Annotated in this window: 22 protein-coding genes and 1 other RNA gene; 8 read left to right on the forward strand and 15 right to left on the reverse strand. The window is 55.2% G+C overall.

Going from position 1 to position 20,262, the window contains the following annotated elements; translation table 11 throughout:
* The first annotated feature begins 9 nt into the window (after nt 1-9).
* A complete protein-coding gene (locus LH22_RS04755; protein ID WP_038644504.1) occupies nt 10-1,920 on the forward strand; it encodes a BglG family transcription antiterminator in 1,911 nt (636 codons plus the stop codon).
* 285 nt (nt 1,921-2,205) lie between these two features.
* Here the strand turns inward: LH22_RS04755 and LH22_RS04760 are convergent, their stop codons facing one another.
* Nucleotides 2,206-3,108: a LysR family transcriptional regulator gene (locus LH22_RS04760; RefSeq protein ID WP_038644506.1), complete on the reverse strand. Its 903-nt coding sequence runs from the start codon at nt 3,106-3,108 to the stop codon at nt 2,206-2,208.
* Nucleotides 3,109-3,237: 129 nt separating this feature from the next.
* Between LH22_RS04760 and LH22_RS04765 the strand changes: the two genes are divergently transcribed.
* Nucleotides 3,238-3,939, forward strand: a complete 702-nt coding sequence (locus LH22_RS04765) for a pirin family protein (RefSeq protein ID WP_034829215.1) — start codon at nt 3,238-3,240, stop codon at nt 3,937-3,939.
* A gap of 71 nt (nt 3,940-4,010) precedes the next feature.
* Here the strand turns inward: LH22_RS04765 and dolP are convergent, their stop codons facing one another.
* The 4 genes from dolP to LH22_RS04785 are packed head-to-tail and all read right to left on the reverse strand — an operon-like array spanning nt 4,011 to nt 7,628.
* Complete coding sequence (gene dolP / locus LH22_RS04770) at nt 4,011-4,583, reverse strand: division/outer membrane stress-associated lipid-binding lipoprotein (protein WP_038644509.1); 573 nt, start codon at nt 4,581-4,583, stop codon at nt 4,011-4,013.
* Nucleotides 4,584-4,597: 14 nt separating this feature from the next.
* The gene (gene diaA / locus LH22_RS04775) at nt 4,598-5,185 is read right to left on the reverse strand and encodes a DnaA initiator-associating protein DiaA (RefSeq protein WP_034829211.1); all 588 of its coding nucleotides are present in this window, start codon (nt 5,183-5,185) and stop codon (nt 4,598-4,600) included.
* Nucleotides 5,186-5,199: 14 nt separating this feature from the next.
* Complete coding sequence (locus tag LH22_RS04780; protein WP_038644511.1) at nt 5,200-5,595, reverse strand: YraN family protein; 396 nt, start codon at nt 5,593-5,595, stop codon at nt 5,200-5,202.
* Nucleotides 5,553-7,628 carry a penicillin-binding protein activator gene (locus tag LH22_RS04785; protein ID WP_038644513.1) on the reverse strand — a complete coding sequence of 692 codons (2,076 nt, stop codon included), beginning with the start codon at nt 7,626-7,628 and terminating at the stop codon, nt 5,553-5,555. The genes LH22_RS04780 and LH22_RS04785 overlap by 43 nt, the downstream gene beginning before the upstream one ends.
* A gap of 62 nt (nt 7,629-7,690) precedes the next feature.
* On the opposite strand from LH22_RS04785, the gene rsmI reads away from it, so the two are divergent.
* The 4 genes from rsmI (at nt 7,691) to mdtI (ending at nt 10,099) form a co-directional block, all read left to right on the forward strand.
* Nucleotides 7,691-8,554 carry a 16S rRNA (cytidine(1402)-2'-O)-methyltransferase gene (gene rsmI, locus LH22_RS04790; RefSeq protein ID WP_038644515.1) on the forward strand — a complete coding sequence of 288 codons (864 nt, stop codon included), beginning with the start codon at nt 7,691-7,693 and terminating at the stop codon, nt 8,552-8,554.
* A gap of 33 nt (nt 8,555-8,587) precedes the next feature.
* An RNA gene (gene rnpB, locus LH22_RS19970) (RNase P RNA component class A) lies at nt 8,588-8,964 on the forward strand.
* 468 nt (nt 8,965-9,432) lie between these two features.
* On the forward strand, nt 9,433-9,783 hold the full coding sequence (gene mdtJ, locus LH22_RS04795) for a multidrug/spermidine efflux SMR transporter subunit MdtJ (RefSeq protein WP_038644517.1): 351 nt from the start codon (nt 9,433-9,435) through the stop codon (nt 9,781-9,783).
* Nucleotides 9,770-10,099, forward strand: a complete 330-nt coding sequence (gene mdtI, locus LH22_RS04800; RefSeq protein ID WP_038644519.1) for a multidrug/spermidine efflux SMR transporter subunit MdtI — start codon at nt 9,770-9,772, stop codon at nt 10,097-10,099. The genes mdtJ and mdtI overlap by 14 nt, the downstream gene beginning before the upstream one ends.
* Before the next feature lie 139 nt (nt 10,100-10,238).
* Here mdtI and LH22_RS04805 read toward each other — a convergent pair whose 3' ends face one another.
* The 10 genes from LH22_RS04805 to LH22_RS04850 form a co-directional block, all read right to left on the reverse strand.
* Nucleotides 10,239-11,213 (reverse strand): glutathione S-transferase family protein, encoded by a 975-nt coding sequence (locus LH22_RS04805; RefSeq protein ID WP_038644521.1) that lies wholly within the window; start codon nt 11,211-11,213, stop codon nt 10,239-10,241.
* Between the two features lie 80 nt (nt 11,214-11,293).
* Nucleotides 11,294-11,704, reverse strand: coding sequence for a DoxX family protein (locus LH22_RS04810; RefSeq protein WP_034829198.1), 411 nt, complete (start codon nt 11,702-11,704; stop codon nt 11,294-11,296).
* 206 nt (nt 11,705-11,910) lie between these two features.
* Nucleotides 11,911-12,195, reverse strand: a complete 285-nt coding sequence (locus LH22_RS04815) for a YqjK-like family protein (RefSeq protein ID WP_038644523.1) — start codon at nt 12,193-12,195, stop codon at nt 11,911-11,913.
* Entirely contained in the window at nt 12,192-12,587 is a 396-nt protein-coding gene (locus LH22_RS04820; protein WP_038644525.1) for a phage holin family protein, read from the reverse strand. Before LH22_RS04820 ends, LH22_RS04815 begins: the two co-directional genes overlap by 4 nt.
* A 1-nt stretch (nt 12,588) precedes the next feature.
* Entirely contained in the window at nt 12,589-12,894 is a 306-nt protein-coding gene (locus LH22_RS04825; protein WP_034829194.1) for a DUF883 family protein, read from the reverse strand.
* A 34-nt stretch (nt 12,895-12,928) separates the two neighbouring features.
* Nucleotides 12,929-13,300 carry a DUF1090 domain-containing protein gene (locus LH22_RS04830; RefSeq protein ID WP_034829192.1) on the reverse strand — a complete coding sequence of 124 codons (372 nt, stop codon included), beginning with the start codon at nt 13,298-13,300 and terminating at the stop codon, nt 12,929-12,931.
* A gap of 172 nt (nt 13,301-13,472) precedes the next feature.
* Nucleotides 13,473-13,841, reverse strand: coding sequence for an EnvZ/OmpR regulon moderator MzrA (mzrA, locus tag LH22_RS04835; RefSeq protein ID WP_038644528.1), 369 nt, complete (start codon nt 13,839-13,841; stop codon nt 13,473-13,475).
* Nucleotides 13,838-14,515 (reverse strand): DedA family protein, encoded by a 678-nt coding sequence (locus tag LH22_RS04840; protein WP_038644530.1) that lies wholly within the window; start codon nt 14,513-14,515, stop codon nt 13,838-13,840. The genes mzrA and LH22_RS04840 overlap by 4 nt, the downstream gene beginning before the upstream one ends.
* Before the next feature lie 321 nt (nt 14,516-14,836).
* Nucleotides 14,837-15,610: a transcriptional regulator ExuR gene (gene exuR / locus LH22_RS04845; RefSeq protein WP_038644531.1), complete on the reverse strand. Its 774-nt coding sequence runs from the start codon at nt 15,608-15,610 to the stop codon at nt 14,837-14,839.
* A 95-nt stretch (nt 15,611-15,705) separates the two neighbouring features.
* The gene (locus LH22_RS04850; RefSeq protein WP_038649846.1) at nt 15,706-17,007 is read right to left on the reverse strand and encodes an MFS transporter; all 1,302 of its coding nucleotides are present in this window, start codon (nt 17,005-17,007) and stop codon (nt 15,706-15,708) included.
* Nucleotides 17,008-17,395: 388 nt separating this feature from the next.
* Here LH22_RS04850 and uxaC point away from each other — a divergent pair, with 388 nt between their 5' ends.
* Together uxaC and LH22_RS04860 are read left to right on the forward strand one after the other, a co-directional pair.
* Nucleotides 17,396-18,811, forward strand: coding sequence for a glucuronate isomerase (uxaC, locus tag LH22_RS04855; protein ID WP_038644533.1), 1,416 nt, complete (start codon nt 17,396-17,398; stop codon nt 18,809-18,811).
* A 2-nt stretch (nt 18,812-18,813) separates the two neighbouring features.
* A complete protein-coding gene (locus LH22_RS04860) occupies nt 18,814-20,262 on the forward strand; it encodes a tagaturonate reductase (RefSeq protein ID WP_038649849.1) in 1,449 nt (482 codons plus the stop codon).

The following is a 20,262-nucleotide window of genomic DNA, read 5'->3' on the forward strand; positions in this document are numbered from 1 at the left end:
TGAAGCTCCGTGAGATTTCCCAATCAGCGTCTGGCCCAACTTTTCGCTGCGCTGCAAAACGAAACGCTGCCGCAGGATGAGCTGGCGCGCCGCTTTTCTGTTTCAACGCGCACGGTGCGCACCGATATCACCGCACTGAATGCACTGCTGGAGCAACACGGCGCACAGTTCGTACTGGCGCGCGGCGCGGGATATCAGCTGAAGATCGACGATGTGGCGCTTTTTGACCGTCTGCAGGAAGAGAGTGCCGCGCCGCTGCGCGTGCCGCGCACTTCTCAGGATCGCGTGCGCTATTTGCTCACGCGTTTTCTCACCGCCGCCTATTCTCTCAAGCTGGAAGACCTGTCGGAAGAGTGGTTTGTCAGCCGCGCCACCCTGCAAAGCGATATGGCGGAAGTGCGCGAGTGGCTGGGCCGCTATCATCTGAATATCGAAACCAAACCGCATTACGGCATGAAGTTGTTCGGCAGCGAAGCGGCGATCCGCACCTGCCTGACGGATTTGCTGTGGCAGATTGATCAGGAGATGCCTGATAGCCCGCTGTTGACGGTGGAAGCGCTGCACAGCGGCATCCTGGCACAGCTGGAACCGCTGTTGCAGCACTGTTTTAATCAGTATGCGATTCGCCTGAGCGATGAGGGTGAGCGCTATCTGCAAATTTACTGTGCGGTGGCGGTGCGACGCATCAGCGAAGGTTTCCCGCTCAACGATCCCGGCGCGGAAGATGTCGGTGAAGAGGTGCGCGAAGCCGCGCATCATCTGGTGAATCTGATGCAGCCGCTGGTCGGCAAACCGATCTCGCAGGCGGAAGAGAACTGGCTGCGCGTCAATATCGCCGCCCGGCAGATTCAGGCGCTGTCGCCCAGCACCATTAATGCTGATGATGCCGATGCGCTGGTCGACTACCTGCTGAACTACATCAACACCCATTACAACTACCGCTTGCAGCAGGATGAGCAGCTGCGAGCCGATCTGCTCACCCATATCAAAACTATGATTACCCGGGTGCGCTACCAGATTCACATCCCCAATCCGCTGCTGAGTAACATCAAACAGCACTATCCGATGGCTTATGACGTGACGCTGGCGGCGGTGACCAGCTGGGGAAAATACACGCCCTATAGCATCAGCGAGAACGAAATCGGTTTTCTGGTGCTGCACATCGGTGTCGGGCTGGAGCGGCATTACGATGTCGGCTATCAACGCCATCCGCAGGTGCTGCTGGTGTGCGACAGCGGCAACTCCACACTGCGCATGATTGAAGCGCTGCTGCTGCGTAAATATCCGCAGTTGGTGGTCACGGCGCGTTTGTCGCAGCGTGATTACGAGATGCGCAAACACATCGACGAAGATTTCGTGATTTCCACCGTGCGTTTGAGTGAGAAGAATAAGCCAATTGCGGTGATGTCACCGTTCCCGACCGAGTTCCAGCTGGAGCAGTTGGGCAAGCTGGTGCTGGTGGATCGCACGCGGCCTTACATGCTGGAAAAATATTTCGATGCACAGCACTTTATGGTGCTGGATAAGCCAATGACGCAATCCGCGCTGTTCCGCGTGTTGTGCGATCAGCTGGAGTCAGAAGGCTGTGTGGATGCGGACTTTTATCCCTCCGTTGAAGAGCGAGAAGCGATTGTCAGCACCCTGCTTGGCGAAGGCATTGCGCTGCCACACTCACTGGGATTGCTGGCGAAGAAAACCGTGGTGTATACCGTACTGGCGCCGCATGGCGTGAGCTGGGGTGATGAAACCGCTTCGGTGATTTTCCTGCTAGCGATCAGCAAAAGCGAATACGAAGAGGCGATGGCGATTTACGATCTGTTCGTCACCTTCCTGCGGGAGAGGGCGATGACCCGATTGCGCGATTGCGCGGATTTCGTCAGCTTTAAAGCGGTGGCGATCGATTGTCTCAGCCGGATGTGAGGGTAAACCTGGGTGGGATGAAGCCAGCACGACAATGTCCGGCATGCATCCGGGCTGACGAGGTTTGAGATGAATGCCAACACGACAACGTCCGGCATGCACCCGGCTTACGAGGTTTGGGATGAATGCCAACACGACAACGTCCGGCATGCATCCCGCCCCAGGATGTTTGGGAAGCATGTCGACGCTTTACTATTCGGGCTGGGTGCCGGGCTGTGATGATTGGGATGAATCTCCCGCTACACTTTTAGGGGAGAGTCGGCATTTATGCCGACCAGATCTTAATCAGCTACGCTGCTTCGCCAGCAATCGCGGGATCTCACGCAAGCACCACGCTTTGGCTTCACCCATGCTATCGCGGCGCCACGCCATAATAATATCCACTTCACGGGTGTATTCGGCACTCACCACACGCAGACGGCCTTCGGCGATATCCTGTTCCACCATCGGATAAGGCATGGTGGCGACACCCAATCCTGCCAGCAGGGCGCGACGTTTATCGTCCATGCTGCTCACCGTCAGACGCTGCTGTTTGTCCAGTAATTGCACCGTTAACACCGGGCGTTCGCGCGCGGTATCCGCCACCGCGATACCGCGATACTTCACGCGCGTCACTTCAGACAGCGGTTCGGCTTCCTGATGAATCGGGTGATCCGGACTGGCCACGTAGACGCTCATAATGCTGTAGAGCTTACGGGTGTTAATCTCGGTTGATGCACGGAAATGCATATCAGGCGCAATCACGATGTCCGCGCGGCCCTGTTCAAGACGCTCCCAGGCACCGGCCAGCACTTCCGTCACCAGCGAAATCTGCGTGTTGGCTTTCTCCGCCAGCTTTTCAACGACAGGAAACAGCAGATTAGTGGGGATCAGTGCTTCGGCCACGATGGTGAGATGGGTTTCCCAACCGCGTGCCAGCGCTTCGGCATCGGTGGTGAGTTTATCGGCCGCTTCCAGCAGCACGCGCCCACGCTCCAGCAGCATACGCCCGACATTGGTGAACTTGGTGCGATGGCCGGAGCGGTCAAACAGCACCACGTCCAGTTCCTCTTCCAGCTTCTGCATGGTGTAGCTCAATGCAGAGGGAACGCGGCCCAGTTCATCGGCTGCCGCAGCAAAGCTACCACGACGATCAATAGCATCCATCACACGTAAAGCTTCGAGTGTTAACGCGCGGTCTTTTGCCATGCCGGTTCTCTGTCAGTAAATTTGAATATGCCAGGCAGATTAACTGGCTAACAATCCGGCGTCCAGCCTTTTACCATTAACGTATAAAGCCTGTGGTCGAATCTCACCGCAGTGCGTCGGAGGTAAATCATGATGACAACCCGCTGCGCGTCAGCATGTGGCCAGGCCGATTTCGGTTGGTTGCAGGCGCGATACAGCTTCTCTTTTGGCCACTATTTTGACCCGAAATTAATGGGCTACGCTTCATTGCGTGTGCTTAATCAGGAAGTGCTGGCACCTGGTGCGGCGTTCCAGCCACGCAGCTATCCGCAGGTTGATGTGCTGAATCTGGTGTTGCAGGGCGAAGCAGAGTACCGCGATAGCGAAGGTAACCACCTGATCGCGCGGGAAGGCGAAGCCATGCTGCTGTCGGCGCGGCAGGGCGTGAACTACAGTGAAATCAATATCAGCAAAGATCACCCGTTAACACGTATGCAGCTGTGGCTGGCGGCCTGCCCGGATCGAGAGAATCCGCTGCTGCAGAAAATCGCTGTGCCGCAGCAGACCCGCTTCTTGCTGGCCTCGCCAGACGGCGTGGATGGCAGCCTGCAACTGCGTCAGCAAGTTTGGGTCCATCAGGTGATACTGGCACCCGGTGAGCAGCATACGGTGAAACTGAACGGTCCGCGTGCCTATCTGCAATCCATCCACGGTTCGTTGGATCTGCAGGCAAGTAGCGCCAATCAGGAGTTACTGAGCTGCGGTGACGGCGCGTTCTTGAGTGAAGAACAGCAGATTACGTTGCAGGCGAAAACGCCGCTGCGTGCCCTCGTCATCGATTTACCGGCATAAAAAAAGGCAGCCCGCTGAGGCTGCCCTTGTCTGTGGTCGGGGCGCAACTGACTGCGCCCGTCAGATGCAGATTACTTCAGGATGGTGAACGCGGTCGTTACGTGTTTCACACCGCTCACACGACTGGCCACATCGGCCGCCGCAGTGGCTTCCTGTTGTGTCACCAGACCCAGCAGGAACACTTCACCGTTTTCCGTGGTCACTTTCACGTTCGACGATTTCACCTGATCGCTACCCAGCAGCTGCGAGCGGATTTTGGTGGTGATCCAGGTATCGGATGATGACGTTCCGAGGCTCACTTTCTGGCCGGTACGGATTTCGTTATACACTTCGGTGGCACCATCTACGCCCATCGCAATCTGCTTGGCGCGGCTCGCCAAATCAGCCGATGGTGATTGGCCGGTCAGCAGTACTTTGCCCTGATAAGCGGTGACCACGACGCGCGCCTGGTTTTTAATTTGTTCATCTTTAGCCAGTGCGTTAGTGACACGCAGTTCCAGCGTACCATCATCCACTTGCGTACCCACAGTGCGCGGGTCCGTTGCCGTTTTGGTCGCCACAGCGGCGCCGCCTGCCACAACGGCAACACAGCCCTGCAGCATCATGGCAGTTAAAAGAATGGCGACAGCGTTCAATGCTTTCATTTGAGCTCCTTCAGTCATTCCTGGTGTGGGAACAAAGTGTTATCAATCAAATCACACAGGCAGTTCAGCGTCAGCATATGCATTTCCTGAATGCGTGCACTGCGATGTGACGGAATGCGAATTTCCACATCGTGCGGACCCAACAGGCCCGCCAGCTCACCGCCATCATGGCCGGTCAGCGCAACGATAGTCATATCGCGAGTCACCGCAGCTTCAACCGCTTTAACAATATCGCGGGTGTTGCCACGGGTTGAAATAGCCAGCAGCACATCACCGGCCTGACCAAGCGCGCGAACCTGCTTGGCATAAACTTCATCGTGGAGACGATCGTTGCCGATTGCCGTCAGCATGACATTGTCGGCGCTCAGTGCCAGCGCAGGCAGGCTGGGGCGCTCGGTCTCAAAACGGTTAATCATACTGGCGGCAAAATGCTGAGCATTGGCCGATGAGGCACCGTTACCACAACTCAGGATTTTGTTACCGTTCAGCAGCGACTGCACCAGCGTCATAGCGGCGCGAGAAATCGCGTCCGGCAGTGCCTCCGCAGCGGCGATTTGAGTCTGAATACTTTCGGTAAAACACGCTTTAATTCTGTCCTGCACAAGACCACCTGGTTCTATCCATCGGCATTAAAGGCATCGGGCAGCCATTCCAGCTCACGCCCGGTAATGGCAATGATGTCAAAACGGCAATTCACCGTATCAAAACTGCCGCCGCGTGCCAGCAACCACCATGCAGCGGTACGCAGCAGCTTTTGTTGTTTCTTGCGCGTCACGCTGGCGGCGGCACCGCCGTAGCGCGCATCGCGTCGATAGCGCACTTCGACAAACACCCAGCAATCGGCGTCTCGCATAATGAGGTCAATTTCCCCACTGCGGCAACGCACGTTGCTGGCAATCCATCGCAGCCCGGCGCGCTCCAGATAGCCACGCGCCTGCTGCTCTTGCTCAGCGCCAATGCGCTGGCGGTTTATTGCACCGGAACGATTTGTCCCTGACGATACTGGTTCCATGCCAACTTCCTGTTGATCACGCAATCCGTGTCGGCGCTCAGTTTGCCGGTGTTGCCGTCAATGGCAAAGCCAGGCACCTGGCGCATCTGGTTAAAGTGATTCGCCAGCGTCCAGGCATCAATGCCCATCGCGTAGAGGCGAACCAGCGAATAATCGTTGTTAAACGACTTCGCCGCCTGCTGCATCAGACCCGGATTGTTACCGGAGAGCAGCGGAATATCACTGAACTGCAGGCCATCCATTTCCAGACGGAAGTCTGGACCGGCACCCGCCTGCGCACTGCGGGAGCTGGCATACAGTGCGATATTGTTGCGGCTGCTGGTGCGCATCGCAATCATCGGTTTGATCAGTTGCAGCTCGTCCTGGCTGGCCACGATATACACTGCATCCACACTGCCGCCGCTGGCATCGGTCGTTGGCGCTGGCGGGGTGGTTTGCGGCGCCGGAATGGTCAGGCCCGCAACAGCCACGCCGGCAGACTGCGGCTGTTCAACCGTCAGCGGCGTGCCACTCAATGCGATACCGGCCCCGCTATTAATACCTTGTTTCAGCTCAGAAACGCCACCGAAACGCTGTTGCAGTACGGTTGAACCGCCGAGTTTCTGCCACTCCTGTGCGAACGCCTTGCTGACGCGATCGCCATAGCTGCTACGCGGTACCAGCAGTAATGGCTGGCGTTTGCCTTGCTCGTAGATATGGTGCGCGGCATCGCGCGCTTCGTCTTCAGGAGAAAGCGCAAAATAACAAATATTCGGATGGTTCTGGATCTGTTCTGGCTCATTCAGCGCCAGCACGTTAAGGGGTGTCTGGCTATTCACCACCGACTCGACGTCGTTTTTCAACAGTGGACCCACCACGATGGTCGCGCCATCCTGCTGTGCCTGCTGCATCACCTGAGCAATCGGCTGGCTGCTGGTGTCATAAACTTTAACCTGAGCGCTGCTGTCCGGCTGAGCAGCCGTTGTCGCCGGTTGTGCGGCGGGCTGCGGCTGTTCGGTCTGTGGCGGCATATTACCTGCCATGGCCGGGCTGACAACCGTGTTAGCGGCAGCGTTAGCATCGGCAGGCTGTTGTGCATTGGCATCGCCAGTCTGTTGTGCTGACGGCTGACCATTGGCATCGGTTGCCGCTGGCGCAGCAGGGGCAGGTTGCGGGGCTGGGGCAGTTAACACGCCATTTTTGGCATCGTTAAAACCTTTCTGAATCGCATTGGCAAAAACCTGTGCCTGGCCATTCAGTGGCAGCAGAAGCGCGATGGTGCTGGTCGAGGCTTTGGTGAAGTTTTGCACCTGGCTAAGCTGCGTCGGCAGCGTTTTCGCGCCCGGATTCTGCGGATAGCGCGTCTGCCAGTCTTTGATCGCGGCTTTCAGCATCTGCGGGTCCTGGCTATTGGTGTGCCAGGTGTTGAGCAGATCCAGCCAGCCTTGCAGGGTGTTCTCATTGGCGTTAATCACCAGGCTGTTCAGCTGATCCTGCGTCATTTGCGTCAGAGCTTGCCAGGTGGCGTCAATATTGCTCTGGTGGTCGGCGCCTTGCAGCAGCGGTTCCTGAGCAATATAGGCGCGTAAGAGCGCGAGTGAAGGGCGATTCTGTGCCGCAGCGATTTGCAGTGCGTAGTAGCGTACCTGCTGATCCTGAGACAGGCCATCAGTCTTCACCTGACCCAGCGTCTGCTGAGCGCCGCCGAAATCCTGCTGACCAATCTGCATCTGCGCGCGCAATAATTGCAGTTCCTGCTGCTGCACTGCAGAGAGCTGCTGTGGCAGTTGCGAGATCTGATCGTTAGCCTGCGGATACTTTCCTTCCTTCAACAGGGCACGGATGGCAAGTAATTGCCAGTCGGTCTTGCTATCATCGCTGCTTTGCTGCACCTGCTGCAGATAATAGTCAGACCGGCCAGTAGCAGGCCCCTGAATATTGACGTTGGAGGTTTGCTGCGGTCCCTGGCCGCTACAGGCGGCTAAAATCAGTCCAGCGAGAAGAACAGGTACAAAGCGTCCTGCTTTATGACGTACGACTTTTGAAGGAAGCATACTGTATCCAGTGATGTTTTTTTCTAGATGCTCAATATTAAATCGGCAATTCGGATGAAACAATGAAACAACTCGATCGGGCAGAGATTTCTGCCAGCACGCTCTATATCGTTCCTACCCCGATCGGTAACCTGGGTGATATCACGCAGCGTGCGCTGACGGTGCTTGCGAGCGTCGATCTGGTCGCAGCGGAAGATACACGTCATACCGGGCTGTTGCTACAACATTTCGCCATCAATGCGCGACTGTTCGCACTTCACGACCACAACGAACAACAGAAAGCAGAAGTGTTGTTAGCCAGGCTGCAAGAAGGCCAGAGCATTGCGCTGGTCTCGGATGCGGGCACGCCATTAATCAACGATCCTGGCTATCATCTGGTACGTCGCTGCCGTGAAGCAGGTGTGCGCGTGGTTCCGTTGCCGGGTGCCTGCGCGGCGATTACAGCATTAAGTGCGGCGGGGTTACCGTCAGATCGTTTCTGTTACGAAGGATTTCTGCCCGCCAAGAGTAAAGGCCGCTGCGATGTGCTGCGCTCCCTCGAGAATGAACCACGTACCCTCATTTTTTATGAATCCACTCACCGTTTGATCGATAGCCTGCAAGATATGGTGAGCGTATGGGGTGCCGATCGCTATGTGGTGCTGGCGCGCGAAATTACCAAAACCTGGGAAACCATCCAGGGCGCGCCGGTGGGCGAGCTGCTGGCCTGGGTATTGGAAGATGAAAACCGTCGCAAAGGCGAGATGGTGCTGATTGTTGAAGGGCACAAGGCCGATGAAGAAGCGCTGCCTGCCGAAGCGTTGCGCACCCTGGCGTTGCTGCAAACTGAGCTGCCGCTGAAAAAAGCCGCTGCGTTAACGGCGGAAATTCATGGCGTTAAGAAGAACGCCCTGTATAAGTACGCGCTGGAGCAGCAAGAGGCGTGACAAACGCGGGCGGATCGCCTATTATCCCGCGCCGAAGCTGACCAGACAGTCGCCGCTTTGTCGTCGTCCCTTTCGGGGGAGACGGGCAGAGGGGAGGAAAGTCCGGGCTCCATAGGGCAGGGTGCCAGGTAACGCCTGGGGGGCGCAAGCCTACGACCAGTGCAACAGAGAGCAAACCGCCGATGGCCCAGTAATGGGATCAGGTAAGGGTGAAAGGGTGCGGTAAGAGCGCACCGCGCGACTGGCAACAGTTCGTGGCACGGTAAACTCCACCCGGAGCAAGGCCAAATAGGGGTTCACAAGGTACGGCCCGTACTGAACCCGGGTAGGCTGCTTGAGCCAGTGAGCGATTGCTGGCCTAGATGAATGACTGTCCACGACAGAACCCGGCTTATCGGTCAGTTTCGACTTCTTTATGGAAAAACCCCGCTCCGGCGGGGTTTTTGCTATCTGACGTCCAGCGGCAAGATGAATGACTGTCCACTCCACTCTCTATGAAAAGAACGCGGCATACCAATAATTAAAATAAATTATCGTTTGCAGAGAATAAAAAATGCCAAAGCGTAAAGAAATGAAAATCCCGCATAATAAACTAGACCTTATGCCAGAATAGGCGTGTGTTTAATTACCGAGGACAATTATTCATCCACATCGACGAAAAGCAACAACGTGGATAAGTTGTAAAATTATGGACAAAATGCTCGCCCCAATGATGGCAACCTCTATTTATCTCTCCGAACACTTCCACTGCTCGATCTGCGACCAGCACTGGCGTTTCGCGCTGTAGCGCCACACTCTCCTTATTTAAAAATATTCTTAAAATTTTTCACGCGTCTATTCCGCGTGATGGCTCTTTATTTCTCTTAAGGAGAGAAAATATGCGCTATTGGTTTTTGTTAGCTCTCGCTATCCTGGCAGAAATAACCGGCACGCTCTCAATGAAATGGGCTAGCGTCAATGACGACAACGCGGGTTTTATTTTTATGCTGGTGATGATCGCGCTCTCTTATATTTTCCTGTCTTTCGCCGTAAAACGTATCGCTTTAGGCGTGGCCTATGCGATGTGGGAAGGTATCGGCATTCTGTTTATCACCCTGTTCAGTGTCACACTGTTCGATGAAACCCTATCGCTGATGAAAGTGGCTGGCTTAATCACGCTGGTGGCGGGAATTGCGCTGATCAAATCTGGCACGCTGACACGCAAGGAGCTGCACCATGGCCACGTTTAATGCGATACACGTTGCCTGGCTGGCACTGGCGATTGGGCTGGAGATCGTCGCTAATATCTTTCTCAAATACTCCGATGGTTTCCGCCGTGTAATTTACGGCGTGCTCTCACTGGTCGCGGTGCTGGGGGCATTCAGCGCCTTGTCACAGGCGGTTAAAGGGATCGAACTCTCAGTCGCTTATGCGCTGTGGGGCGGTTTTGGTCTGGTGGCAACGGTGGCAGCCGGATGGGTGCTATTTGGTCAACGTCTGAACCGTCTCGGCTGGCTTGGTGTTGGGTTGCTGATTGCGGGGATGCTGTTGATCAAGTTCGCTTAAACCTGGCTTTAGCGGCACGAGCTGTCCCGGGTTGTGCACAACAGAAATGGTCAATCGGGTGTTTTTACACCTCGCATTCAATCGGTAATCCGCGCTCAACGCACTCCTTCAGGAAAAGAGTGTGTTGAGCGCAACGTGCTTAACCTCGGCCGTGTGGCTCATCCCAGTCAAACGCCGGGCCCAGCGAAATCACGCCGCTCGGGTTGATGGTCTTGTGGCTACAGTAATAGTGATGGCGAATATGCGGCAGATTCACCGTGTCGGCGATGCCCGGCATCTGATAGATATCACGCAGGAAGCCGCTCAAATTGCGGTAATCACTGATGCGGTGACGATCGCATTTGAAATGCGTTACATACACCGGGTCGAAGCGGACTAAGGTGGTCCATAAACGCAAATCCGCTTCTGTCAGGCGATCGCCAGCCAGATAGCGATGCTGGCCGAGGATCTGCTCAAGTCGTGCCAGCGAATGGAACAGCGCGGTGACTGATTCATCATACGCCGCCTGCGAGGTCGCGAATCCGCTCTTATACACGCCATTGTTCACCGTGTTGTAAATCCAACCATTCAGCTCATCAATCTTATCGCGCAACGCCGGCGGATAATAATCTCCGGCGCGGGCACCCTGTGCATCAAAGGCCGTGTTGAGCATACGGATGATGTCAGCCGATTCATTACTGACGATGGTGTGCTGAGTTTTATCCCACAGCACCGGAACGGTCACGCGGCCGGTGTATTGCGGGTCGGCGTGCAGATAGAGCTGATAAAGGTATTCGTTTTGATACAGCGAGTCGCCAGTTGCGTCCGGGAAATCGTCGTCGAAGGTCCATCCGTTTTCCAGCATCAATGGATGCACCACTGAGACGGAAATCATCTCTTCCAGCCCTTTAAGCTGGCGCATCAGCAGCGTGCGGTGTGCCCACGGACAGGCAAGAGAAACATAAAGATGATAGCGATCGCGCTCGGCAGCGAAACCCGCCTTGCCAGTTGGGCCTGCACTGCCATCTGCGGTGACCCAGTTGCGCCAGACTGCTTCTGTGCGTTTGAAGCGGCCACCGGTTGACTTCGTATCGTACCAGGTGTCATGCCAGACACCGTCAATCAGTTGTCCCATAAGCCCTCCATAAAGAAAAAAGGCGGGGAAAATCCCCGCCCCTGCAAATCAGTATATGTGTTCTGGCAGCGCTTGTGTGCTTAGCGTGCGGCTGCTGGTGCGAAACGAGCACGAATCAGACGGTCGATGCTGTAAGCACCTGGACCTACCAGACCCAGCACCAGGAAACCACCGGCGATGGACAGGTTTTTCATGAACATCAGCTGGTTAACGCCTTCAGCAAAGTTGCTGTGGAACAGGAAGGCAGTCAGCAGAGTGAAGCCCGCAGTGAACAGTGCGGTAAAACGAGTCAGGAAACCGAACAGAATTGCCAGACCGCCGCCGAACTCCAGCAGAATAACCAGCGGCAATAAGAAGCCCGGGACGCCCATCGCCTGCATGTATTGTGCGGTACCGGCATAACCGGTGATTTTGCCCCAGCCCGCAGTGATGAACAGAATGGTCATTAATACACGTGCCAGCAGCAGGCCTGAGTCTTCGAATTTTTTCATCATTTACTCCAACAAGAATTAAGAAGCAGGTTGATGGCCTGCAAGGTTTTGATCCCGCTGAATCGCAGGTCGCAATTCGTTGGGCTGATGGAGGAAGATGATAGTCGCAGGTTGCAACAGTTGTAAGCGAGTTAAACTGTCAATGTTGTTCAGGGATTTTGATAAAGAAAAACCGAATCTTTTAGATCCGGTTTCAAATGAAGGCGTTAGCGAGGTTCGAGCGTGGATTTAATCATGCGCCAGGTACTCCAAAGACCAAAACCGCGTTTTGCCCAACGCAAAATACGGTTAGGACTGCGGATTGACCAGATGGCCAGCGCGCTGCTGCCAATCGCCAGATAGCGGCGTAAGCTGAGAAACGTTAGCCAGCCGCGATCGTAGTGAGCGGTGCCATCCAGCCAGTCACGGCGTGCAGCACTGAGATCCAATCGCTGCTGCTGAACCTGATTCAACAGTTCATGAATGCGTGCTTCACGTTCACGACGGCTCATGAGCGATGCTCCTCCAGCAAGCTGCGATCGGTTTCCAGCTCCTTGCGGGTATGACGCAGCAACGTTGACTGGCGTGACTTATACAGTGTCCACACACCAAAAATCAGCGCCAGCGCAAACAGCACGGCGGTGGTAATGGCAATCGCCATTAACCGATACTGCGCATCCACCGCCCAGATGATCAGCACCATCAGGCTCATTAAACCAAAAGCGGTAAACAGCATCGTCAGTCCAACCATCATCAGCATCTGAATCAGATTGGCTTTCTCCTCCTCTAGCTCGACAATCGCCAGACGGACGCGCGTTTCCACCATACTCACTAAGGTAGTGATGACGCGCTGACCGATGTTGAAGACCCCTTTGCCTGGGCCGTGGCTCTGACTATCGCTCATATCAACGACGTGAGATCAGGATGCCGATCAGTACACCGACAGCTGCACCGATGCCTACGCCGTGCCACGGATTATCGCGCACATACTCGTCGGCCTTCTCTGCCGCTTCACGCGTGGATTGCGCGATGCGTTCACCGGAATCGCCCAGGCGCTCACGCGAACTTTCAATCGCGCCGCGCGCTTTGCTGCGCAGTTTGTCCAGCTCGGTTTTCGATTTATCCGCCGAGCTGCTCAGTACTTCTTCCAGGGTGTCAGCAAGGTTTTTCAGTTCCGCACGCAGATGTTCAGATGTGGTGTCTTTAGACATGAAGTTCTCCATTACATCATTTATTTAAGTCCGATTAGTAAGGCTCAGCTTCAAGCTTTTTCAGCTCGTGCTGTGCCTCTTCCAGCTTACGTTCGCGCTTCTCAATCTTATCTTTGTCGCCATCCTGACGCTCTTCCTTCAACTCACGCTCACGTTCCGCAATTTTGTGTTTTTGCTCTGCAATGCGTTCGCTGTGGGCTGACTTCAGTCTTTCATCAGTACAATTCGCACGTACTTCAGTGAGCGCGCGCTCCAGCCCGGTCACACGGCGCTGGTTATCGTGCTGTTTAGCCATGTCGATTTCACGCTGAATATCGTGTTCTTTCTGCTGACACAGCGATTCAGCTGCCATCAGAGATCCCGAGAGAGAGAACAGAATAGCACCCAGCAGTAATTGATGTTTCATCAGGTTTTACCTTCCATTGTTGATGACCTGCCGCAAACCGGGCAGGAGAAGCGTCCCAGCTTGTCTTAACTCGCGCTACCTTTAAGCATAGACAGCAGACGAAAAAATTCAACGAAGACGCGGGGATAGCGAGGATTGATTCACCGTCTGGCTTATCGCCAGACGGTGAAAATCAGCTATAAGTTGGGCGGTTGCTGTCAGATACTTGCTGCGAAGCTTGCGGTCCGCTTGCGACGACAAAGCCCTGTGGTAGCAAGCGTTTCAGCACTTTTTGGGCGGCAAGGCTTTGTTCTTCATTTTCGAAATGAATCACCAGCGCATCGCCCGCAGGTGTAATGCTTTTGATACGCACACCTTGCGCACTGAGCTGCTGATACAGATAAAAGCCATCCGGCAAGTTGGTACCATTGTGTGCGACGCGAATCTGTACCACGGTATCGTGCTGCAACATCGAAGGTACAAAGATCACTGCCAGCAGCGCCAGCGCAGCGCCAAGTGCCCAGGGCACAAAGCGCCTGGGGAACCCACGGAATCTGATCATGGCTGTGAATTCCCGTTGCGTGAAGACTGACGTTTACGCCACAGCACCACCAGAGAGCCCACCAGACCAATCACCAGCAACACTAGCGGTAACAGCATCAGGCAGAACATCAGTTCATCTTCATAGCGGCGGAAAATCGGCGTTTTACCCAGCGCGAAGCCCAGTACCGTCAGAATCACCACCCACAGGAAACCGCTCATCCAGTTGAAGAACTGGAAGCGTGCATTACTCAGACCAGAAAGCCCGGCAATGGTCGGCAGCAGGGTGCGCACAAAGGCAATAAATCGACCGATCAGCAAGGCCGAAAGCCCATGGCGATGGAATAAGCTATGCGCGCGTTGATGATATTGCGCCGGAAGGTGCGAGAGCCACTTCTGTACCGTAGGCGTATTCCCCAGCCATCGGCCCTGAATGTAACTTACCCAACAGCCCAGACTGGCGCCGGTGGTCAAAATCAGGATGGTCAGCGGGAAACCCATGGTGCCTTTGGCAATCAAAACACCGACTAAAATCAATAGACTATCGCCGGGCAGAAACGCGGCGGGTAGCAGGCCATTCTCGAGAAACAGGATCAAGAACAGCACGCCATAAATGGCCCAAACCAGTGTCGGGTCGGAGAGCATTTCGTAATCCTGCTGCCACAAGGCATGCAGCAATGCTTTCAAAATATCCATCAATCATTCCTGAACATCATTGTTAAACGTGCCCGTAAGGGACTGAGGCGCAGGCTGGCTTGGTTATACATTTTTGGTATGCAGCCGTTGCGGGATTTCCGGATCCATCCAGAATTGATTGTTAAATCAGCGACTTTTTAAAGCCCTGTCGCAAAGGGTAAGAAAAGGGCGATAACTGTAACAAAAATCATGCAGGTCAGACAGTGTAAAGTGGCGCTCGCACAGGAGTTTTACCTTTTGACGCAGATGCTCAAAAGGAGCTTTACATGAGCTGACACTATTGCAGATTAACTGACTTATTCGCCTGGAAATGCAGCAGAATCAATAAGAATTGTCACTACCTTCCGGCAGGATGACGGGATTTTCCGCAAACATGTAACGGTCGACATTAAATTCAAAATCGTCGGCGGTGGCGTTAAACAGCATCTGTTTAGTATTTTCCAGGTGCTGCCACATTGCCAGCTTACTGGCGGCGGGATCTTTGCGCATGAGTGCTTTCAGAATCTGGTCATGATCGTCGCACCAACTGGTGATGTTGCGCGCATCAATATGTTCGTGCAGTTTGAGCCAATAAGGGTTATGCAGGCGATGCAACCACATCTTCTCGACAATCGCGGCGAGCGCGCTGTTTTGCGTGGATTGCGCGATGCGGACGTGGAAATGCATATCCCATTCTGAATCACGTGAATGGTCTTCCTGGCGGGCTTTTGCCTGAATCGCCATCAACGCCATGATGTCCTGACGCGTGACCTGGGTGGCGGCAAACTCGGCCACGTTGCTTTCAATTAACTGGCGCGCCTGCAACAGCTCAAACGGTCCGAAGCTGGCAAATTCCAGCTGGCTGGGGGTGGTCTCACGGTTTTGCTGCTGATTGCTGATGACGTGGATGCCGGAGCCCTTACGCACTTCAACATACCCTTCCACTTCCAGCATAATGATGGCTTCGCGAACCACGGTGCGGCTGACTTCCATCTCCTCAGCTATCAGGCGTTCAGCAGGCAGCTTATCGCCCACGCGATAATCATCCGCCTCGATACGACGTTTGAGTTCACTGGCGAGTTTTTGGTAAAGACGACGGGATTCGTTCAGATCCATTGCGCGGTTCGCTGTGGCAGGGAAGGATGAGTTGTTATACCACTTTGACCGGGTGGAGGAAATGGGCTGACGTGCGCCAGCCCAAAGCGTGGAGATTAAGTGCGGGCTGTCGCCGGTTGTGCCACGTGCTGAACGTCCAGCTCAGATACCGGCTGATTTTTCAGCACGGTCCAGATCACACAGGCACCGAGCAGGTCGAACACCGCCAGCGCAGCAAACAGCGGGCTGAAGCCCAGCGTATCAGCCAATGCACCCACCACCAGCGCAAACAGGGTGCTGGCAGTCCACGCGGCCATGCCGGTCAGGCCATTCGCCGTGGCCACTTCATTACGGCCAAATACATCCGAGGAGAGGGTGATCAACGCACCGGACAGTGCCTGATGGGCGAAGCCACCGACGCACAGCAAACCAATTGCCACATAAGGGCTGGTAAACAAGCCGATGGTGCCCGGTGCAATCATTAACACCGCGCCCATGGTGACCACCAGTTTGCGCGACACAATCAGGTTAACGCCAAACCAGCGCTGGAACAGCGGTGGCAGGTAACCGCCGACGATACAGCCGAGGTCGGCAAACAGCATCGGCATCCAGGCGAACATGGCGATCTCTTTAAGGTTGAAGCCGTAGACCTTGAACATGAACAGCGGGATCCACGCGTTAAAGGTGCCCCATGCCGGTTCCGCGAGGAAACGTGGCAGGGCAATGCCCCAGAACTGGCGATTACGCAGGATCTGGCGGGCTGACATTTTGCTGTTATTGCCGGTCTGATGCTGTACTTCCTGACCGGAAATAATGTAGTGACGCTCTTCTTCGCTGAGTTTAGTTTGCTGTTTAGGATGTTTATAAAATATTAACCAGCACAACGCCCACGCCATGCTCAGCACGCCAGTGATGATAAAGGCCAGCTGCCAGCTGTGTGCCAGAATCGCCCATACCACCAGCGGTGGTGCCAGCATCGCACCAATCGATGAACCCACGTTGAAATAGCCTACCGCGACGGAACGCTCTTTGGCCGGGAACCATTCGCTACTGGCTTTCAGGCCAGCAGGAATCATTGCCGCTTCTGCCGCGCCCACCGCGCCACGTGCCAGCGCAAAACCACCCCAGCTGCCGGCCATGGCGGTGGCGGCACAGAAGATCGCCCAAAGGATGGCAAACACGGCGTAGCCAATTTTGGTGCCCAGTAAATCGAGCACATAACCCGCCACAGGTTGCATCACGGTGTAGCACGCCGAATAAGCGGCGACGATATAGGAGTACTGTTGTGTGGTAATGCCCAGCTGCGTTTCCAGCGTCGGCGCGGCCACGGCAATGGTATTACGTGTCAGGTAACCGAGAATGGTGCCCAACGTCACCAGCCCAATCATGTACCAGCGTAGCCCTTTGATCTTACGCATCATTTACCTCTTCCAGTCTGTCGTAACACTTGCCATTAAAGGTAGGGGAGCACTTGAGTACTCCCGCTGGCGGCGATGACGAATCAGACCTGCCGCCTTGTTGTTATGAGATGTGCCATGAGGTTCGGCATCAACGAGGTGAGAGATTAACTTGTTATACAACTTTAAAAGTTGAATGCCATCACAAAAACCCTGCATGTGCTGTGTGATCCACTAAACAGGCGTTATAACAGCAAGTTAGTGCAATATAGCTGACTATTTTGTCCATATACCCACAGGGAAACTGTCATTATTGTGAGGTCTATCGCAAACAATTTTGCCGATCGTCAAAATTGGTATGATAACTTTGAATCAGAAGCCAATTGGCCCCAAACATGAGGAAGCAGGTATGTCGCGTTTTATGAGTGAGGATTTTCTACTCGATAGCGAGTTCGCCCGTCGTCTGTACCATGACTACGCCAAAGACCAGCCGATTTTCGACTATCACTGCCATTTACCGCCGCAGCAGATTGCCGAAAATTACCGCTTCACCAATCTCTATGACATCTGGCTGAAAGGCGATCACTACAAATGGCGTGCGATGCGTGCTAATGGCGTACCCGAAGCGCTGTGCACCGGCGACGCCAGCGATCGCGATAAATTCAACGCCTGGGCGCGCACGGTGCCGCATACCATCGGCAATCCGCTGTATCACTGGACGCACCTTGAGCTGCGCCGCCCGTTTGGCATCACCGATGTATTGCTGAATGAGCAGAGCGCGGACCGCATCTGGCAGCAGTGCAATGAACTGCTGGCGCAGGATGCCTTTAGCGCACGTGGCATCATGCAGCAGATGAAGGTGAAAATGGTCGGTACCACTGACGATCCGCTTGATGATCTGCAGCACCATCGCACGCTGGCGGACGATGCCAGCTTCAGCGTGAAAGTGCTGCCAAGCTGGCGTCCGGATAAAGCCTTCAACATTGAGCTGGATACCTTCCTGCCGTGGATTCAGCGTCTGGAGCAGGTCGCCGATGTCAGCGTGCAACGTTTTGATGATCTGCGCCGCGCGTTGAGCCTGCGTCTCGATCATTTTGCCGCACACGGCTGCAAAATCTCCGACCATGCGCTGGATGTGGTGCTGTTTGCCGAGGCCGATGAAAGCACGCTGGATGGTATTCTGGCGCGTCGCCTGCAAGGTATTGCACCGTCGCAAGAGGAGGTGGCACAGTTTAAAACGGCGGTGCTGGTGTGGCTGGGCAGCGAATATGCGCGTCGCGGCTGGGCGCAGCAATATCACATTGGTGCGCTGCGTAATGCGAATCGTCGGCAGTTCGATATTCTCGGCCCGGATGTGGGCTTTGACTCCATTAATGATGCGCCGATGGCGATCCCTTTGGGTCGTTTGCTGGATGCGCAGAACCGTAACAACGCACTGCCGAAAACTATCCTTTACTGCGTTAACCCACGCGACAACGAAGTGCTGGCGACCATGGCGGGCAACTTCCAGGGCGAAGGTGAACCAGGCAAGATGCAGTTTGGTTCCGCCTGGTGGTTTAACGATCAGCTCGATGGCATGCACCGTCAGATGACGCAGCTGGCGCAGATCGGCCTGTTGAGTCGCTTTGTCGGTATGCTCACCGACAGCCGTAGTTTCCTCTCCTATACCCGCCACGAGTATTTCCGCCGCCTGCTGTGCCAGATGATCGGCAACTGGGTTGAGCGCGGTGAAGCGCCAGCCGACGAAGCACTGCTGGGACAGATGGTGCAAAACATCTGCTTCAACAACGCGCGCGATTACTTCGGCATTGAGTTGGGAGCCTGATGATGCAGCGGCTAAACCGTCACGATTTCCCCGGCGCAAGCTATAGCGAGCGCGTGATCCAGTTTGGGGAAGGCAACTTCCTGCGGGCGTTTATTGACTGGCAGCTCGACTGGCTCAATGAGCATCAGGGCACCGATGCGGGCGTGGTGGTGGTGCGGCCGCGCAATCGCGTGGTGGATGACACTCTGAATCAGCAGGACGGTTTGTACACCACGCTGATCCGTGGATTGAACGGCGAAGGTGAGCCGGTGAGTGAAACCCGGCTGATTCGTAGCCTCAATCGCGAGATCCAGCCCTATCAGCAGTTTGAGGATTTTCTCGCACTGGCCCGTGCGCCGCAGATGCGCTTTGTGTTCTCCAATACCACCGAAGCAGGCATTGCCTTTGCTGAGCAGGATCGGCTGGAGGATGCGCCAGCCTCTTCCTTCCCAGGCAAGTTGACACAGCTGCTGTGGACGCGCTTCCGCCACTTTGCCGGTGCGGCAGAGAAAGGCTGGCTGATTGTGCCGTGCGAGTTAATCGATCACAACGGCGATGCACTGCGTGAGCTGGTGCTGCGCTATATCAAGCACTGGCAGCTCCCGCCAGAATTTGCCCGCTGGGTGCTGGACCACTGTGCATTCTATAACACGCTGGTGGATCGCATCGTTACCGGCTATCCAGCCGAGGGTACCGACATCGCTGCACAGTTGGGTTACGAGGATCGCTATCTGGTGGCAGGCGAAGTCTATTACCAGTTTGTGATTCAGGGGCCGGATGCGCTGGCACAGGAACTGAAACTCGCCGCGCTGGCACCGGAAGTGAAGTTCGTTGATGACATCACGCCCTACAAAGCGCAGAAGGTGGCGATCCTCAACGGTGCGCACACTGCGATGGTGCCGGTGGCATTTCAGGCCGGACTGGAGAGCGTCGGTGAAGCGATGGATGACGCCGCCATTACGGCTTATGTCGATGCGCTGTTGCGTGAGGAAGTGATCCCGACGCTGGATCTGCCTCGCGATGAACTGCACGTCTTTGCCGATGCGGTACAACGCCGCTTCCGCAATCCGTTTATCCGCCATGCGCTGCTCTCGATTGCGCTCAACGGCATGACCAAATTCCGCACCCGTTTGCTGCCGCAGCTGTTGCTGTCTCAGCAACAAACCGGCCAATGGCCACCGCGCCTGACCTTTGCCTTTGCCGCGCTGCTGGCATTTTATCGCGGTGAACAGGGCGACCAGCAGTGGCCATTACAGGATGACAGCCACTGGCTACAGCAGTTCGCAGAACTGTGGCCGGCGGTAAATCAGGACACGTTGACCCCGGAACAGCTGGTGCAAGCGGTACTCAGCAACAGCTCACACTGGGGCGAAGATCTTACTCAGCGGCCCGGATTAGTGACCGCAGTCAGCCAACACCTGCAAAACATCGTTGTCCACGGGATGCGGACGGCGCTGGTACAACTGAGATAA

It is taken from the genome of Pantoea rwandensis (assembly GCF_000759475.1).
Taxonomy (GTDB): domain Bacteria; phylum Pseudomonadota; class Gammaproteobacteria; order Enterobacterales; family Enterobacteriaceae; genus Pantoea; species Pantoea rwandensis_B.

Coding starts and splice junctions, on each gene's coding strand:
- LH22_RS04760 (WP_038644506.1), bottom strand. CDS start 3,108: ATGGCAAAAGACCGCGCGTTAACACTCGAAGCTTTACGTGTGATGGAT.
- LH22_RS04765 (WP_034829215.1), top strand. CDS start 3,238: ATGATGACAACCCGCTGCGCGTCAGCATGTGGCCAGGCCGATTTCGGT.
- dolP (WP_038644509.1), bottom strand. CDS start 4,583: ATGAAAGCATTGAACGCTGTCGCCATTCTTTTAACTGCCATGATGCTG.
- LH22_RS04780 (WP_038644511.1), bottom strand. CDS start 5,595: ATGGAACCAGTATCGTCAGGGACAAATCGTTCCGGTGCAATAAACCGC.
- LH22_RS04785 (WP_038644513.1), bottom strand. CDS start 7,628: ATGCTTCCTTCAAAAGTCGTACGTCATAAAGCAGGACGCTTTGTACCT.
- rsmI (WP_038644515.1), top strand. CDS start 7,691: ATGAAACAACTCGATCGGGCAGAGATTTCTGCCAGCACGCTCTATATC.
- mdtJ (WP_038644517.1), top strand. CDS start 9,433: ATGCGCTATTGGTTTTTGTTAGCTCTCGCTATCCTGGCAGAAATAACC.
- mdtI (WP_038644519.1), top strand. CDS start 9,770: ATGGCCACGTTTAATGCGATACACGTTGCCTGGCTGGCACTGGCGATT.
- LH22_RS04805 (WP_038644521.1), bottom strand. CDS start 11,213: ATGGGACAACTGATTGACGGTGTCTGGCATGACACCTGGTACGATACG.
- LH22_RS04810 (WP_034829198.1), bottom strand. CDS start 11,704: ATGAAAAAATTCGAAGACTCAGGCCTGCTGCTGGCACGTGTATTAATG.
- LH22_RS04815 (WP_038644523.1), bottom strand. CDS start 12,195: ATGAGCCGTCGTGAACGTGAAGCACGCATTCATGAACTGTTGAATCAG.
- LH22_RS04820 (WP_038644525.1), bottom strand. CDS start 12,587: ATGAGCGATAGTCAGAGCCACGGCCCAGGCAAAGGGGTCTTCAACATC.
- LH22_RS04825 (WP_034829194.1), bottom strand. CDS start 12,894: ATGTCTAAAGACACCACATCTGAACATCTGCGTGCGGAACTGAAAAAC.
- LH22_RS04830 (WP_034829192.1), bottom strand. CDS start 13,300: ATGAAACATCAATTACTGCTGGGTGCTATTCTGTTCTCTCTCTCGGGA.
- mzrA (WP_038644528.1), bottom strand. CDS start 13,841: ATGATCAGATTCCGTGGGTTCCCCAGGCGCTTTGTGCCCTGGGCACTT.
- LH22_RS04840 (WP_038644530.1), bottom strand. CDS start 14,515: ATGGATATTTTGAAAGCATTGCTGCATGCCTTGTGGCAGCAGGATTAC.
- exuR (WP_038644531.1), bottom strand. CDS start 15,610: ATGGATCTGAACGAATCCCGTCGTCTTTACCAAAAACTCGCCAGTGAA.
- LH22_RS04850 (WP_038649846.1), bottom strand. CDS start 17,007: ATGCGTAAGATCAAAGGGCTACGCTGGTACATGATTGGGCTGGTGACG.
- uxaC (WP_038644533.1), top strand. CDS start 17,396: ATGTCGCGTTTTATGAGTGAGGATTTTCTACTCGATAGCGAGTTCGCC.
- LH22_RS04860 (WP_038649849.1), top strand. CDS start 18,814: ATGCAGCGGCTAAACCGTCACGATTTCCCCGGCGCAAGCTATAGCGAG.